The organism is Collinsella sp. AM41-2BH, assembly GCF_003468085.1.
In the GTDB taxonomy this organism is placed as follows: domain Bacteria; phylum Actinomycetota; class Coriobacteriia; order Coriobacteriales; family Coriobacteriaceae; genus Collinsella.
Window position 1 is genome coordinate 63,791 of sequence record NZ_QSGH01000004.1, and the last position, 14,044, is coordinate 77,834.

At 61.4% G+C, this 14,044-nt stretch carries 10 protein-coding genes; 5 read left to right on the forward strand and 5 right to left on the reverse strand.

Annotated elements, in window-relative coordinates; genetic code table 11:
• Window positions 1-207: 207 nt before the first annotated feature.
• From hisS to larD, 4 genes are all read left to right on the forward strand, one after another.
• On the forward strand, window positions 208-1,521 hold the full coding sequence (gene hisS / locus DW899_RS03240; RefSeq protein ID WP_117757833.1) for a histidine--tRNA ligase: 1,314 nt from the start codon (window positions 208-210) through the stop codon (window positions 1,519-1,521).
• A 256-nt stretch (window positions 1,522-1,777) separates the two neighbouring features.
• Window positions 1,778-4,591: a phosphoenolpyruvate carboxylase gene (locus DW899_RS03245; RefSeq protein ID WP_369832234.1), complete on the forward strand. Its 2,814-nt coding sequence runs from the start codon at window positions 1,778-1,780 to the stop codon at window positions 4,589-4,591.
• Between the two features lie 465 nt (window positions 4,592-5,056).
• Entirely contained in the window at window positions 5,057-6,334 is a 1,278-nt protein-coding gene (gene larA, locus DW899_RS03250) for a nickel-dependent lactate racemase (protein WP_233539885.1), read from the forward strand.
• Window positions 6,335-6,383: 49 nt separating this feature from the next.
• A complete protein-coding gene (gene larD, locus DW899_RS03255; RefSeq protein WP_117799985.1) occupies window positions 6,384-7,115 on the forward strand; it encodes a D/L-lactic acid transporter LarD in 732 nt (243 codons plus the stop codon).
• A 322-nt stretch (window positions 7,116-7,437) separates the two neighbouring features.
• On the opposite strand, the gene DW899_RS03260 is transcribed toward larD, so the two are convergent.
• The 4 genes from DW899_RS03260 to serB all read right to left on the reverse strand — a co-directional run bounded on the left by DW899_RS03260 (window position 7,438) and on the right by serB (window position 10,440).
• The gene (locus DW899_RS03260) at window positions 7,438-7,977 is read right to left on the reverse strand and encodes a TetR/AcrR family transcriptional regulator (RefSeq protein ID WP_117799986.1); all 540 of its coding nucleotides are present in this window, start codon (window positions 7,975-7,977) and stop codon (window positions 7,438-7,440) included.
• A 2-nt stretch (window positions 7,978-7,979) separates the two neighbouring features.
• Window positions 7,980-8,897, reverse strand: coding sequence for a LarC family nickel insertion protein (locus DW899_RS03265; RefSeq protein WP_117799987.1), 918 nt, complete (start codon window positions 8,895-8,897; stop codon window positions 7,980-7,982).
• Window positions 8,898-8,907: 10 nt separating this feature from the next.
• The gene (gene larB / locus DW899_RS03270; protein ID WP_117799988.1) at window positions 8,908-9,690 is read right to left on the reverse strand and encodes a nickel pincer cofactor biosynthesis protein LarB; all 783 of its coding nucleotides are present in this window, start codon (window positions 9,688-9,690) and stop codon (window positions 8,908-8,910) included.
• A gap of 114 nt (window positions 9,691-9,804) precedes the next feature.
• Entirely contained in the window at window positions 9,805-10,440 is a 636-nt protein-coding gene (serB, locus tag DW899_RS03275; protein ID WP_117799989.1) for a phosphoserine phosphatase SerB, read from the reverse strand.
• Between the two features lie 256 nt (window positions 10,441-10,696).
• Between serB and aspS the strand changes: the two genes are divergently transcribed.
• The gene (gene aspS, locus DW899_RS03280; RefSeq protein ID WP_117799990.1) at window positions 10,697-12,484 is read left to right on the forward strand and encodes an aspartate--tRNA ligase; all 1,788 of its coding nucleotides are present in this window, start codon (window positions 10,697-10,699) and stop codon (window positions 12,482-12,484) included.
• A gap of 304 nt (window positions 12,485-12,788) precedes the next feature.
• Here aspS and DW899_RS03285 read toward each other — a convergent pair whose 3' ends face one another.
• Window positions 12,789-13,805, reverse strand: a complete 1,017-nt coding sequence (locus tag DW899_RS03285) for a LacI family DNA-binding transcriptional regulator (protein WP_117799991.1) — start codon at window positions 13,803-13,805, stop codon at window positions 12,789-12,791.
• Window positions 13,806-14,044: the final 239 nt, after the last annotated feature.

Genomic DNA, 14,044 nt, shown 5'->3' on the forward strand with positions numbered 1-14,044 from the left:
GGGTCTACGAAATGATCCCTTTTCCTCCGTCCCCAAGGGATCACGTAATCCGAAGGGGACGGAGGAAAAGGGATCACAAACTGCGGCGGCGCGTCTGGCCGAACGAGCCCCCATACCCTCGTTCGGTCAGACGCGCCGCCGCGTTGCTGCTTTGTGCCGTATAATGTCCACTACCTATGACGCGATACAAAAGAAAGGTGTTTGCCCATGCAGGCACAGAAGGCGGAGGGAACCCGCGACCTTATCGGCGCCGAGATGCGCGCCTGGCAAAAGATGCAGCAGATTGCGGCCGGCGTGTTCGAGCCGTTTGGCTTTAAGCCCATCGAGACGCCCGCGATCGAGCAGGTGGACGTCTTTGTCCACGGCATCGGCCAGTCGACCGACGTCGTTCGCAAGGAGATGTTCCGCGTCTTTAGCGGCGCCAACCTGGAGCGCGTCTTTACCGAGGGCACCGACACAAAACTCAAGCCCAAGCAGCGCCTGGCGCTTCGTCCCGAGGGCACGGCCGGTGTGGTGCGCGCAGTCGTGGAGAACAACCTGGTGCCCCAGGGCTCCACGCCGTTTAAGGCTTACTACGCCGAGGCCATGTTCCGTGGCGAGCGTCCCCAGAAGGGTCGCCTGCGCCAGTTCCACCAGGTGGGTATCGAGTGGCTCGGCGCTCCCGATCCGGCGGCAGACGCCGAGTGCATCATCATGCTCATGGAGTTCTACAAGCGCCTGGGCTTCGATCTTTCCAAGCTCCGTCTGCTCATTAACTCGATGGGCGACGCTCAGTGCCGTCCGGCTTACCGCGAGCAGGTCAAGCAGTTTATCCTCGATCACGCTGACGAGATGTGCGATGAGTGCCGCGAGCGCGCCGAGCTCAACCCGCTGCGTGCCTTCGACTGCAAGAACGACCACTGCCGCGAGATCATGGCCGACGCGCCGCTGATGGGCGACAACCTGTGCGACGAGTGCCGCGAGCACTACGAGCAGGTCAAGCGCTATCTGGATGCCGCCGGTATCGAGTATGTCGAGGATCCCACACTGGTGCGTGGTCTGGACTACTACACCCGCACCGTCTTTGAGGTCGAGGCTCCCGGTGCCGGCGTCGGCTCCATCGGTGGCGGCGGCCGCTACGACGGCCTGGTCGAGCTCGAGGGTGGCAAGCCCACGGCGGGCGTCGGCTTTGCCGTCGGTTTTGAGCGCGCCCTGCTGGCCCTGCAGGCCTTTGGTAACGACTTGGGTGCCGAGGAGGCCCCGTGCGTCTACGTTGCCAATGCCGGCAAGGAGCTGCGTCAGAACGTCTTTGCCATCACGCAGGAGCTTCGCGCCGCTGGCATCGTGACCGAGGCCGACTACCAGGGTCGTTCGCTCAAAGCTCAGTTCAAGCAGGCCGACAAGGTTGGCGCCAAGCTCATTTTGGTCCTGGGTGGCGACGAGCTTGCCGCCGGCAAGGTCAAGGTGCGCGACATGGAGAGCCATGAAGAGGTCCTTGCCGATCTGGCCAACGTCGTCGAGGCGGTTCGCGAGCGCCTGTAGCGCATCATTTTGAGCTGCGGACCCGCTTGAGTGTCCCGTCCATTGCGAGCGATTGTTACGGGGGTGTTTCGCATTTATGCGGAATGCCCCCGTTTGTGTATGCCGTCCACCGAGAAATACGACCATTTAGAGCAAAACCCTTGCAATGCAGAAAATACTTTTGTGTGGTAAAGCGCAATCAGTATCGAAAGTATTTCGCAAGCGCCTATAATGAATACCGCATGTTACGTGCATAGAAGGAGGAATGGGAGGAAACGTGGCTGAGAACCTAAGCAACCAGTCTGTACCCGAAGCCGCGGCGCGCGTCGCTGCCGTGGTCAACCGCCTCGTTAACCGAATCGGCTCGAATGCCGAGTCCAGGGAGCGTCTCGCCGAGATCGAGATCCCCGAGGAGCTGCGCGACAATCTGGCGCTGTTCCTGCGCCTGGAGCGTCGTGTGCTTAGCGAGTATGATCCTGAGATCGCGGACCTGTTCGACAAGATCCTGTCGGCCGAGATTGTGGCCAATGCCGGCAACCCCGGTACCCGCGCTGCCGACGAGGCCGTCGACGAGCAGGGCGTGCCCACCGCCGACGAGCCCACCGCCGTGGCATTCCGTGAGGTCGTCGATTTGATCGACAGCCTGCCGCTCGATAAGCAGCAGGTCATCGTTCGCGCCTTTACGAGCTTCTTCCACCTGGCAAACCTGTCGGAGGAGAACTACCGTGTGGCGCAGCTGCGCGAGCGCGAGGCCGGCGCATCGACCGATACCGAGGTCGATCCCGCCAACGAGCTCACCGTCGCCTATCACCAGTTGGTAAACGAGATGGGTGTCGAGGGCGCCAACGAGCTGCTCAGCAAGCTCGAGTTCCACCCTGTCTTTACCGCACATCCCACCGAGGCCCGTCGTAAGGCCGTCGAGGGCAAGATTCGCCGTATCTCCAACCTGCTGGAGGAGCGTCCGCGTCTGGGCGGCTCCGACCTGGTGGAGAACGAGCGCCATATGCTGCAGGAGATCGACGCCCTGGTGCGTACGAGCCCCATCGCGCTCAAGAAGCCCACGCCGGTCGAGGAAGCCGATACCATCATCGACATCTTCGATAACACGCTGTTCGACGTCATTCCCGTCATCTATCGTCGTTTTGACGACTGGGTGCTGGGTGATAAGGCCGGTACCGTGCCGCCGCTGTGCCCGGCATTCTTCCATCCCGGCAGCTGGATCGGCTCCGACCGTGACGGTAACCCCAACGTCACCGCCAAGGTAAGCCGTGAGGTCGCCGCCAAGTATTTCACCCATATGGTGCTCAAGCTCGAGGACAAGTGCCGCCGCATCGGCCGCAACCTCACGCTCGAGGCTACTTACAGCAAGCCGTCTGCCGAGCTCATCAACCTGTGGAACCATCAGGTCGAGATGAGCACTCAGTACACCGCACGTGCTGAACTAATCTCCGAGCACGAGCCGCATCGCGCCGTCATGCTCGTCATGGCCGACCGACTCAACGCCACCGTGCGTCGCATCACCGACACCATGTACCACAGCGCCGATGAGTTCTTGGAGGACCTGCGCGTCGTCCAGCGCTCGCTGGCCGCCTGCGGTGCCGTCCGTGCTGCCTACGGCCCGGTCCAGACCATCATCTGGCAGGTCGAGTCCTTCGGCTTCCACATGGTCGAGATGGAGTTCCGTCAGCACTCCGTGGTGCACGCCCGCGCCCTCAAGGATATCCACGAGAACGGTATCCATGGTGATCTGCAGCCCATGACGCGCGAGGTCATCGATACCTTCCGCGCTATCGGCTCCATCCAAAAGCGTTACGGCAAGAAGATGGCGCACCGCTACATCATCTCGTTCACCAAGAGCGCCCAGCATGTGGCCGACGTCTTTGAGCTTGCCCACCTGTCCTTTGCGCATGAGGAGGATGTCCCCGAGCTCGACGTGATCCCGCTGTTCGAGCAGCTTGAGGACCTCGAGGGCTGCGTCGACGTGCTCGACCAGATGCTTACGCTGCCCGTGGTGCAAAAGCGCCTTGCCCAGACCAACCGTCGCATGGAGGTCATGCTGGGCTATTCCGACTCCTCCAAGGATGCCGGTCCTACTACGGCTATGCTCGCGCTGCACTCCGCACAGGAGCGTATTGCCAAGTGGGCCGAGAAGAACGATATCGATCTGGTGCTCATGCACGGTCGCGGCGGTGCCGTGGGCCGTGGTGGCGGCCCGGCCAACAAGGCCGTGTTGGCGCAGCCCAAGGGTTCGGTCAACTGCTTCTTTAAGCTCACCGAGCAGGGCGAGGTCATCTTTGCCCGTTACGGTAACCGCACGCTGGCTCAGCGCCATGTTGAGTCCGTTGCCGCCGCAACGCTTTTGCAGTCGGCCCCGAGTGTCGAGAAGACCAACACCGAGACCACGCAGAAGTTCTGGGATATGGCCGACAAGCTCAACGCTGCAAGCCACGAGCGCTATCTGGACCTGCTGAACACCGAGGACTTTACACCGTGGTTCTCGACCGTGACGCCGCTGACCGAGGTCGGTCTGCTGCCGATCGGCTCGCGTCCCGCCAAGCGCGGTTTGGGTGCCAAGTCGCTCGACGACCTGCGTACCATTCCGTGGATCTTCAGCTGGAGCCAGGCGCGCATCAATCTGGCCGCCTGGTACGGCCTGGGTACCGCCTGCGAGCAGTTTGGCGATCTGGACCAGCTTAAGGCTGCCTACCAGGAGTGGCCGTTCTTCCGCACCTTTATCGACAACATCGAGATGTCGATCGCCAAGACCGACCAGCGCATCGCCAAGATGTACCTGCACCTGGGCGATCGCCAGGATTTGTCCGAGAAGGTCTTCACCGAGATGCAGCTCACGCGTAAGTGGGTTCTTGCCATCGTCGGTGACGAATGGCCGCTGCAGCGCCGCCGTGTGTTCGGCTGCGCCGTCCGTGTGCGTAATCCCTACGTCGACGCCCTGTCCATCGCCCAGGTTCGCGCCCTTCGCGAGGTGCGTATGAACCAGGACGAGATGGCCGAGGAGAAGAAGGCCGAGTACATGAGCCTGATTCTTTCGACTGTGACCGGCGTCTCGGCAGGATTGCAGAACACGGGGTAATCGATAGCCCTGTAGTCGTCCGGGCCCGCCATCAGCTTACTTTTAGGCACGTCCTCGGACATGCAAGAAGCCCTCGCTGCGCACTTCGTGCGGCGAGGGCTTCTTGCGTCCTGCGGAGTGTGCCTAAAAGTAAGCTGATGGCGGGCCCTACGATGTCCGGTCTTCGGTGGATTACTGGCTGGGGGAATAATGGCGCGCTTTGCGCGTTTTGGATGGGGTTTGTCCCGGCGGCGCGTTTGGCGCTTCGCGCCTCGCGTCTTATCGATCGGGATTGAGATGCATGTGGCGCTTCTTGACTTACGACTGTAGCGGCCGCGGTCCCGTTTGGGATCGCGGTTGTTTTGTTGTGGGTCAAATATGAACGTTGTGTTAATGAGTCGGTGGACGGTGGTGTTTTTCGGTGAGCGGCGTATCCTTCCAACGGTTTATCTAGTGTGTCAGTTGAAAGGAAGAGGGCGCTCGTCATTGTTTGAATGTGAACTGCCGTTTGACCACAAGACGTTGCATCTGGAACTCGAGGATAAGAACTTCGCGGGTGTGATGGAAGGTCATCAAAACGAGTTTAAGACCACGAAATCGCAGGAAGAGCTGGTGGAGGAGTCGCTTGCCAACCCTTACGGCTCGCCTTCGCTCGAGGAGCTTTGTGCTGGCAAGAAGGATATCGTCATCATTAGCTCAGATCATACGCGTCCCGTTCCCTCGCGTGTGACGATGCCTATTCTGCTGCATCACATCCACTCCGCTGCGCCTGAGGCGCGCGTTCGCATTCTGGTTGCTACGGGTATGCATCGTCCGTCGACGCACGAGGAGCTCGTCAACAAGTACGGCGAGGAGATCGTTGCCAACGAAGAAATCGTTATGCACGTCGCGACTGACGACAGCATGATGAAAAAGATCGGCACCCTGCCTTCTGGTGGCGAGTGCATCATCAACAAGATCGCTGCCGATTGCGACCTGCTTCTTGCCGAGGGCTTCATTGAGCCGCACTTCTTTGCCGGCTTCTCTGGCAGCCGAAAGTCCGTCCTGCCTGGCATCGCCAGCTATAAGACCATCATGTACAACCACAACGGTCAGTTTGTGAACGACTCCCATTCGCGTGCCGGCAACCTGTGCCACAACCACGTGAGCGAGGACATGTTTGCCGCCGCCGAGATGGCTCACCTTGCCTTTGTGCTCAACGTGGTGCTCAACGGCAAGCACGAGGTCATTGGCTCCTTTGCCGGCGACATCCATAAGGCGCACGAGGCTGGCTGCGAGTTCGTGAAGAGCCTTGCCGGCGTTGAGCCCGTGGAGTGCGAGATTGCCATCACCACCAACGGCGGCTACCCGCTCGACCAGAACATCTACCAGGCCGTGAAGGGCATGTGCGCTGCCGAGGCCACGCTTCCCGAGGGTGGCGTGATTATCGATGTCGCCGGTTGTGCCGACGGTCACGGCGGCGAGGGCTTCTATCACAACATCGCCGACAACGATCCGGCGGAGTTTGAGCGTGCCTGCATCGATCGTCCCAAAGACAAGACCCTGCCCGATCAGTGGACGAGCCAGATTTTCGCTCGCATCCTGGCACATCACCCCGTGATCATGGTTACCGATCTGTGCGATCACCAGATGCTCAAGGATATGCACATGACGCCGGTCAACACCCTCGAGGAGGCACTCAAGCTCGCCTTTGAGATGAAGGGTGCCGATGCCAAGGTTGCCGTCATTCCCGATGGCCTGGGCGTTGTTGTTGCGCAGCACTAGTGCGCGGCCTAAACGAATCGTTTATAACCGACAAGAAAGATAAGGTTTTATGCTTACCAAACTCCTCTGCGAATTCGGCGCGACGGCCCTCATGATCGTCTTTGGCGTGGGCGTGCACTGCGATACCGTGCTCAAGGGCACCAAGTATCAGGGCTCCGGCCATATGTTTGCCATCACCACCTGGTCTTTTGGCATCTCGGTCTGCCTGTTTGTCTTTGGCGGCGCCGTGTGCATGAACCCCGCCATGGTGCTTGCCCAGTGCATCGTCGGCTTGGTGCCGTGGGGCAGCTGCATCCCCTTCATGATTGCCGATATGCTCGGCGGCTTTGTGGGTGCCGTAATCGCCTGGTTTATGTATGCCGATGAGTTCAAGGCTTCCGAGGGCGTCGTCGACCCCATTGCCCAGCGCAACATTTTCTCGACCAACCCCACCACCGAGGGTACGAACTATGCCCGTAACTTCTTCTGCGAGGCTATCTGCACCTTCGTGTTCATCAGCGCCATCCTTGCTGCCGCTAGCCGCGCCGGCGAGAACGTTCTGATGCTCGCAATCTGCGTCGGCCTGATCGTTTGGGCTGTCGGCATGGGCATGGGCGGCATCACCGGCTTCGCCATGAACCAGGCTCGTGACCTTGGTCCTCGCATGGCCTATCAGGTGCTGCCGATTAAGAACAAGGCCGATAACAACTGGAAGTACGGCCTGCTTGTTCCTGGCATCGCGCCGTTTGTCGGTGCTATTGTGGCCGCGCTGTTTGTGCATGGCTTCTTGGGCATGTTCTAGTCCAAGGCTACATAGTTGTCCGCTGGCCGCATGGGGTAACTTCCCAGCGCGTCCTCGGACATGAAAGAACCTCCGCTGCGCACTTCGTGCGGCGGGGGTTCTTTCGTCCTGCGGAATGCGCTGGGAAGTTACCCCATGCGGACACCTGCGGGGTCTTTGTTGCGCTCGAGCAAGCAACCCAACATATATATCTGAATTTAAATGGGATGGGCGCTTTGTTGCGATGGGCCTTGAGAGACGGACGGCACTTTGGGTAGGCTCGATGCCTTGGGGTGGAGCGGTGCCTTGAGATGGGGGTTGCGCTTTGGGGCTGAGCGGGTACTTAGTTGAAGAGGGGCGCTATGGCTGAGAGGTAGTTTTTGGCTACGTCGGCTTTGTTGGCTTCGAAGTTGTGCCAGGCCCACCATTGGACCATTCCTACGAAGCTTGAGGCTATGTGGTGTAGTAGGAAGCTTCGGTCCATGGTGGCGGCGGGGCCGTTTGGGTCGGTGGGGACGGTTTCGGCTGCTCGTGACATGATGGTCTTGCGTAGGCAGTCGGCGAAGACGCGTGAGCCGGCGCCGGCTACGAGGGCTCGTACACCCTGGCGGCGCTCCCAGAGGTTGTTGAGGATATGCTCGACCTGCACGAGTGGGTCGTCGAGCGGTGTGCCATCGTCGTCGAGGGCGTGGGTGCAGATGTCGCTCACGAGTTCGGACAGTAGGTCATCTTTGCTTTTGAAGAGGCCGTAGAACGTGGCCCGACCCACATGGGCGCGAGCGATAATGTCGCCGACGGTGATCTTGCCGTAGTCCTCTTCGCGCAGCAGCTCGGAGAACGCCGCAACGATGGCAGCGCGGCTTTTTGCCTTGCGGGCATCCATGGCTATGCGTCCGCGTCAACGAGCAGGCAGCGGAGCGTGCCGGAGCAACCCTCGTAGGGGCGCTTGCCGGCGCCGTAGCCGACGGCCTCGATGCGGTAGCGGGCCGGCAGGTGCTCGGACGTGCGCAGTGCGGCGACGATGGCGGCGCCCGTGGGCGTCACGAGCTCACCGGCGACCGGCGCGGGCGTGAGGGCGATATTGCACGCTTGGCACAGGTTGACGACAGCGGGGACAGGAATGGGCATAAGGCCGTGGGCACAGCGGATGGTGCCGTGACCCTCGGAGAGCGACTCGACCACGATGTCCTCAATACCTAGGTCATCGAGGCAGATGGCGACAGAGCAGACGTCGACGATGGAGTCGATGGCGCCCACCTCGTGGAACATGACGGTCTCGGTCGTTTTGCCGTGGGCCTTGGCCTCGGCGGCGGCGAGCGCGGTAAAGATGGCGAGCGCGCGACGCTTGGCGCCATCGCTTAGCTGCGAGTCATCGATGATGGCGGTGATATCCGCCAAAGAACGGTGGTGATGGTGGTGGGCGTGATGATGGCCATCGTGGTCATGGCCGTGGGCCTCATGGTCATGCTCGTGGCTGTGCTCGTGTTCGCGCTCGCCATGATCATGATGGTGGTGCTCATGCTCATGTGTGTGCTCGGCAGCTGCTTCGTTGCCGTAGAGCCAGGCCATATCGTGATCGTGGTTCTCGAGTTCCTCTGCAAGCTGGACGTCGAAATCGCAGGCGTCGATGCCATGCTTGTTTGCGCGCGTGACGGCGATCGTAAAGCCGTCGACCGGCAGCGTGGCAAGTTGCTCGCGCAGGTGCTCCTCGCTGGCGCCCAGGTCGAGCAGGGCCGCGACGGTCATGTCGCCGCTGATGCCCGAGGTGCCGTCGATGATAAGCGTGTGCTGATGGTTGGACATGAAATGCTCCTTAGCGGGCGCAGGACGTGCCGGCGCTCAGATGATTGATAAGACTTGCCTGGTAGGCGGCACCAAAGCCGTTGTCGATATTGACGACCGAAACGCCGCTGGCGCAGGAGTTGAGCATGGCGAGCAGCGCGGCTACGCCACCAAAGCTCGCGCCGTAACCCACGCTGGTGGGAACGGCTATGACCGGACAGCTTACCAGGCCGCCGACAACGCTCGCCAGTGCGCCCTCCATGCCGGCAATGGCGATGACCACCTGTGCCTGGGCAAGTTCCTCGGCATGCGCGAGCAGACGGTGCAGGCCGGCGACACCCACGTCGTAGAGGCGGTCGACCTCGTTGCCATAGAACTCGGCCGTCAATGCGGCTTCCTCGGCGACGGGCAGGTCGCTCGTACCAGCGCAGGCGACGACGATGCGTCCGTTGCCGGTAGGGGAGGGCTTGCCGCCCACGAGGGCGAGCTGTGCGTCCGGGACATATCCCAGGTCGATGCCGTTGCCAAGAAGCTCGGCGGTGCGCGCGGCTTTTTCGGCATCCAGGCGCGTGACCAGGATGCGCTCCTGGCCGGCATCGCGCAGCGCTTTGATAATGGCGGCAATCTGATCGGCGGTTTTACCGGCCCCGTAGACAACCTCGCCGGCTCCCTGGCGCACCCCGCGCGAAAGATCGAGCTGCGCAAAGCCCAAATCGGCGGTCGGAGCCGTCTGGATGCGCGTGAGGGCGTCGGCAGGGGTGACTGCTCTGCCGGCAACATCGCTCAGCAATTGCTCAAGATCTCGCTTATCCATATATGTTCCCTTCGACGGCGCAAAGTCTAGCACTCAAAGGGTATGTTTCCGAACACTAAGACAAAATTGTTCGGAAACTATAGGACAGACTGATTCACTTGTTAGATGGATTGACTAGTCGCGCAGGATGATGTCCATGGCGAGCATCAGGTTGCGTTCGTCGATGGCAAACGGGGCCGCCTCGCGCGTCTTGGGCTTGGCGCAAAACGCGATGCCCGTGCCCGCGGCCTGAATCATGGGGATGTCGTTGGCGCCGTCGCCGATCGCGACCGTGTGGGCCATATCGACGCCGCACTCAACTGCCCAATCTAGCAGCTGGATGAGCTTGGACTCCTTGGTCACGATGTCGGCCGCCAGCTTGCCGGTGAGCTTGCCGTCCACGACTTCCAGGCGGTTGGCCAGGCAGAAGTCGATACCCGCGGCAGCCACGATTTTGTCAGCGACCTCGTGGAAACCGCCGCTCACCACGCCGACCTTCCAGCCCTTGCTGTGTGCCGAGCGCACAAGCTCCAGCGCGCCGGGGGTAAACGTCACGCGCTCAAAGGTGCGCTCGAACACACTCTTGTCCAAGCCGGCAAGCAGCCCCACGCGCTCCTCGAGCGCCTGCTTAAAGTCGAGCTCGCCGCGCATGGCGCGTTCGGTGATTTGTGCAACTTGCTCGCCCACGCCGGCTTCCTCGCCCAACAGGTCGATGACCTCCTGGTTGATGAGCGTGGAGTCGATATCCATAACGATGAGGCGTGCAGTCATGGCGGGCCTTTCCGAGTGCAGTTGTATTGGGGCACATTGTCGCACGTGGCGCGCGTCGGCGACGGCCACGGTGCGTCAATTGTTTCGTCTCCGTCAAGTCTTTGGGCAGGAGCTACTTTTTCGCGGCACATCGACGCAGGTGCGATAACATAGAACGCCATGTCTGGCTGCGCGGTTTACGCAGGCCGGGTAAATCTGTACGACGCCGCCCGGAACGACACGGGGCGGCACAGATCCATAAAGGAGGATCACTGGTATGAGCCAGACCCGTCCCATCGACGAGCATTCCATGCACACCCGTACTTGCGGTGAGCTTCGCCGCGAGAACGTGGGCGAAGAGGTCACCCTCACCGGTTGGGTGAGCCGTCGCCGCGACCACGGCGGCCTTATCTTCTGCGACCTTCGTGACCGCGAGGGCATCACGCAGCTCACCTTCGACCCCGAGCACTCCGACGGCGACGCCTTTAAGATCGCCGAGACCATGCGTCCCGAGTGGCCCATCAAGATCCACGGCGTCGTGCGCTCCCGTGGCGAGGAGACCACCAACACCAAGCTCGCGACCGGCGAGATCGAGGTCCTGACCGACCACGCCGAGGTGCTCAACACGTCCGTCACCCCGCCGTTCCAGATCGAGGACGGCATCGAGACCAGCGAGGACACCCGTCTGCGCTATCGCTATCTGGACCTTCGTCGTCCCGAGATGATGGCCAACCTCAAGCTGCGCTCCGACTTTACCTTTGCCATTCGCGAGGCGCTGCACAACCGTGAGTTCATGGAGGTCGAGACGCCCTCCCTGTTCAAGTCCACGCCCGAGGGCGCTCGCGACTTCATCGTTCCCAGCCGTATTCAGCCGGGCAACTTCTACGCCCTGCCGCAGTCCCCGCAGCTTCTGAAGCAGCTGCTCATGGTCGGTGGCGTCGAGCGCTACTACCAGGTTGCCAAGTGCTTCCGCGACGAGGACCTGCGTGCCGACCGTCAGCCCGAGTTCACCCAGGTCGATATCGAGATGTCCTTCGTGGACCAGAACGACGTTATGAGCGCGCTCGAAGAGGTCCTGGCTGACGCCTTCGGCCGCATGGGCGTCGAGATGCCCACGCCGCTGCGTCGCATGAACTACTGGGAGGCCATGGACACCTATGGCTCCGACAAGCCCGATACGCGCTACGGCATGCACCTGGTCGACCTGACCGACATTTTTGCCAACTCCAAGTTCAAGGTCTTCGCGACCGCTGCGAACGAGGAGGGCTCTGTCGTCAAGGCTATCAACGCCAAGGGTGCCGGTGCCTGGGCGCGTGCCAAGATCGATAAGCTTGCCGGCGTGGCCTCCACGTTTGGCGCCAAGGGCCTGGCCTGGATCGCCTTCCGCGAGGACGGCTCCATCAACAGCCCCATCGTCAAGTTCTTCTCGGACGAGGAGATGGCGGCTCTGCGTGAGCGCATGAACGTCGAGCCCGGCGACCTTGTGATGTTCGCCGCCGGTCCGCGCCTGCTCTCTGACGAGATCCTGGGCGGCATGCGTTCCCACATGGCCAACGCGCTCGAGATCAAGCGCGAGGGCCACGACTTCCTGTGGGTCGTCAACTTCCCGCTGTTCCACTGGGACGAGGACCGCAAAGCCTATGCAGCCGAGCACCAGCCCTTTACCCTGCCGACCGAGACTGACATCGCCAAGATCGAGGCCGACCCGCTGGCAGCCGGTTCCTGCACCTACGACTTTGTCATGGACGGCTTTGAGGCCGGCGGCGGCGGTATGCGTATCCACAACGCCGAAATGCAGATGTCCATGCTCAAGCTCCTGGGCTTTACCGAGGAGCGCGCCGAGTCGCAGTTCGGCTTCCTCATGGAGGCTCTCAAGTTTGGTGCGCCTCCGATGGGCGGTTTCGCTCTGGGCCTGGACCGCGTGTGCATGCTGCTCACCGGTTCCGACTCCATCCGCGACGTCATGGCGTTCCCCAAGACGGCCAGCGGCTCCGACCTCATGTCGGGCGCCCCGAGTGCCGTTAGCGGCGCCCAGCTCAAGGACGTCAGCCTGCGCCTGATGTAGGCAAGCGGCTACATATTGCCCGTAACGAGGGAGGGACACGTGCCTTCCCTCGTTTTTTATACGCCGAGATTGTGAGGGCATGGGATGACCGGGCGTTGCGGAAAGTGCGTCCCGGAATCTGCGTTCAGAACGGGTCGCGCTTTCCCAAAGGGGGTCCTCTGGGAAAGCGCGACCCAGAATTCGGCAAAATAATGGGACACAGTTTCCGCTTGAGCGGTCTAACGGAAACTGTGCCCCAGAATGAGCGCTCAAAACGGGGCAGGCTTTCCGCAACAACTGTCTGGCGAAAAGCCCGGCCCAGTTTCTACAGCGAGTCTCTCTGGATCAGCTGCATGTGCATCACGGAGGTGGTGGGCTCGGCACCCTTGATCATGTCGAGCGCAATGTTGGCGGCCATGTGGCCTTCTTCGCGCAGGGGCTGGCGGACGGTCGTGAGCGCGGGGACGCAGCACGCCGCAATCTCGTGATCGTCGAAGCCGACGACAGAAACGTCTGCCGGAACGGATAGGCCTGCCTCGTTGAGTGCGGTGATGACGCCAGCCGCGATACGGTCCGATCCGCAGAGCACGCCATCGAAAGCAATCTCGCGCGCGAGGATCTGGTGCATGGCCTGATAGCCGTCTCCGCTGTTCCAGCCGGTATAGATAACGTTTGCGCCTGGGAGGTCTTCGCCCAGGACGGTGCGGTAGCCGCGCAGGCGGTCGACAACAGCGGGGTTGTCTTGCGGTCCCAACACGGCGACGATATCTTTGCGCCCGCGCTCTTTCATAGCGAGTGCCGCAAAGCGTCCACCCTCTTCGTCGTCAGAGTAGACTGTCGAGAACACATCGCGATAGGGGTGGCCCTCGAGCTGGCCGCACAACACGGTGGGTACGCCCAGCTCGCGCAGCACCTCGAGCAGCTCGCTGCCCTTGTAAGGGGAGACGTCGATCACGGCGTCGAACGAGCGGCGCTCAAAGTGCTCGCGTGCGCGGTTGCGCTCATGCGTAGAAGACGCCTGCAAGATAACGGGCAGATAGGACGACTCCGACAGTTCCTCGGTAATGCCGCTCAAAAATTCGCTATAGGTGGGGTCGCTGAAGAGCTCACTCAGGGGCTCGGTCACGAGCACGGCGATGATTTCCGTGCGCCCGACAGCGAGCGCTCGGCCGCGAGCGTTGGGGACAAAATTGACTTTCTTGGCCGCCGCACGGACGCGCTTTTTGGTTTCCTCGCTAATGCGGGGCGAATCGTTGAGGGCGCGCGATGCCGTGGAGCGCGACACGCCGGCAGCTGCGGCAACCTCGGCAAGCGTAGGTGCGGTGCGAACTGGCTGGGTCATGGCGTCTCCTGGAAAATGCGGTCGATGTTGTCACTGATACGGGCTGGTGCGGATACAGCTTACTATAGTGCACCTGAACAGCGTTCATGATATCCGGTGACAGGTGTCGTTTTGCAACCAAGCCGCAATCGAATACGTCTCGTGTGGGTGAGATATCAGCGGGCGTGGCGGTTGCCTACGAGCTTAAGAACGATGTTTTGCGTTGAGTTTCGATATTCAGGGTGACATAAGTGTCGCGG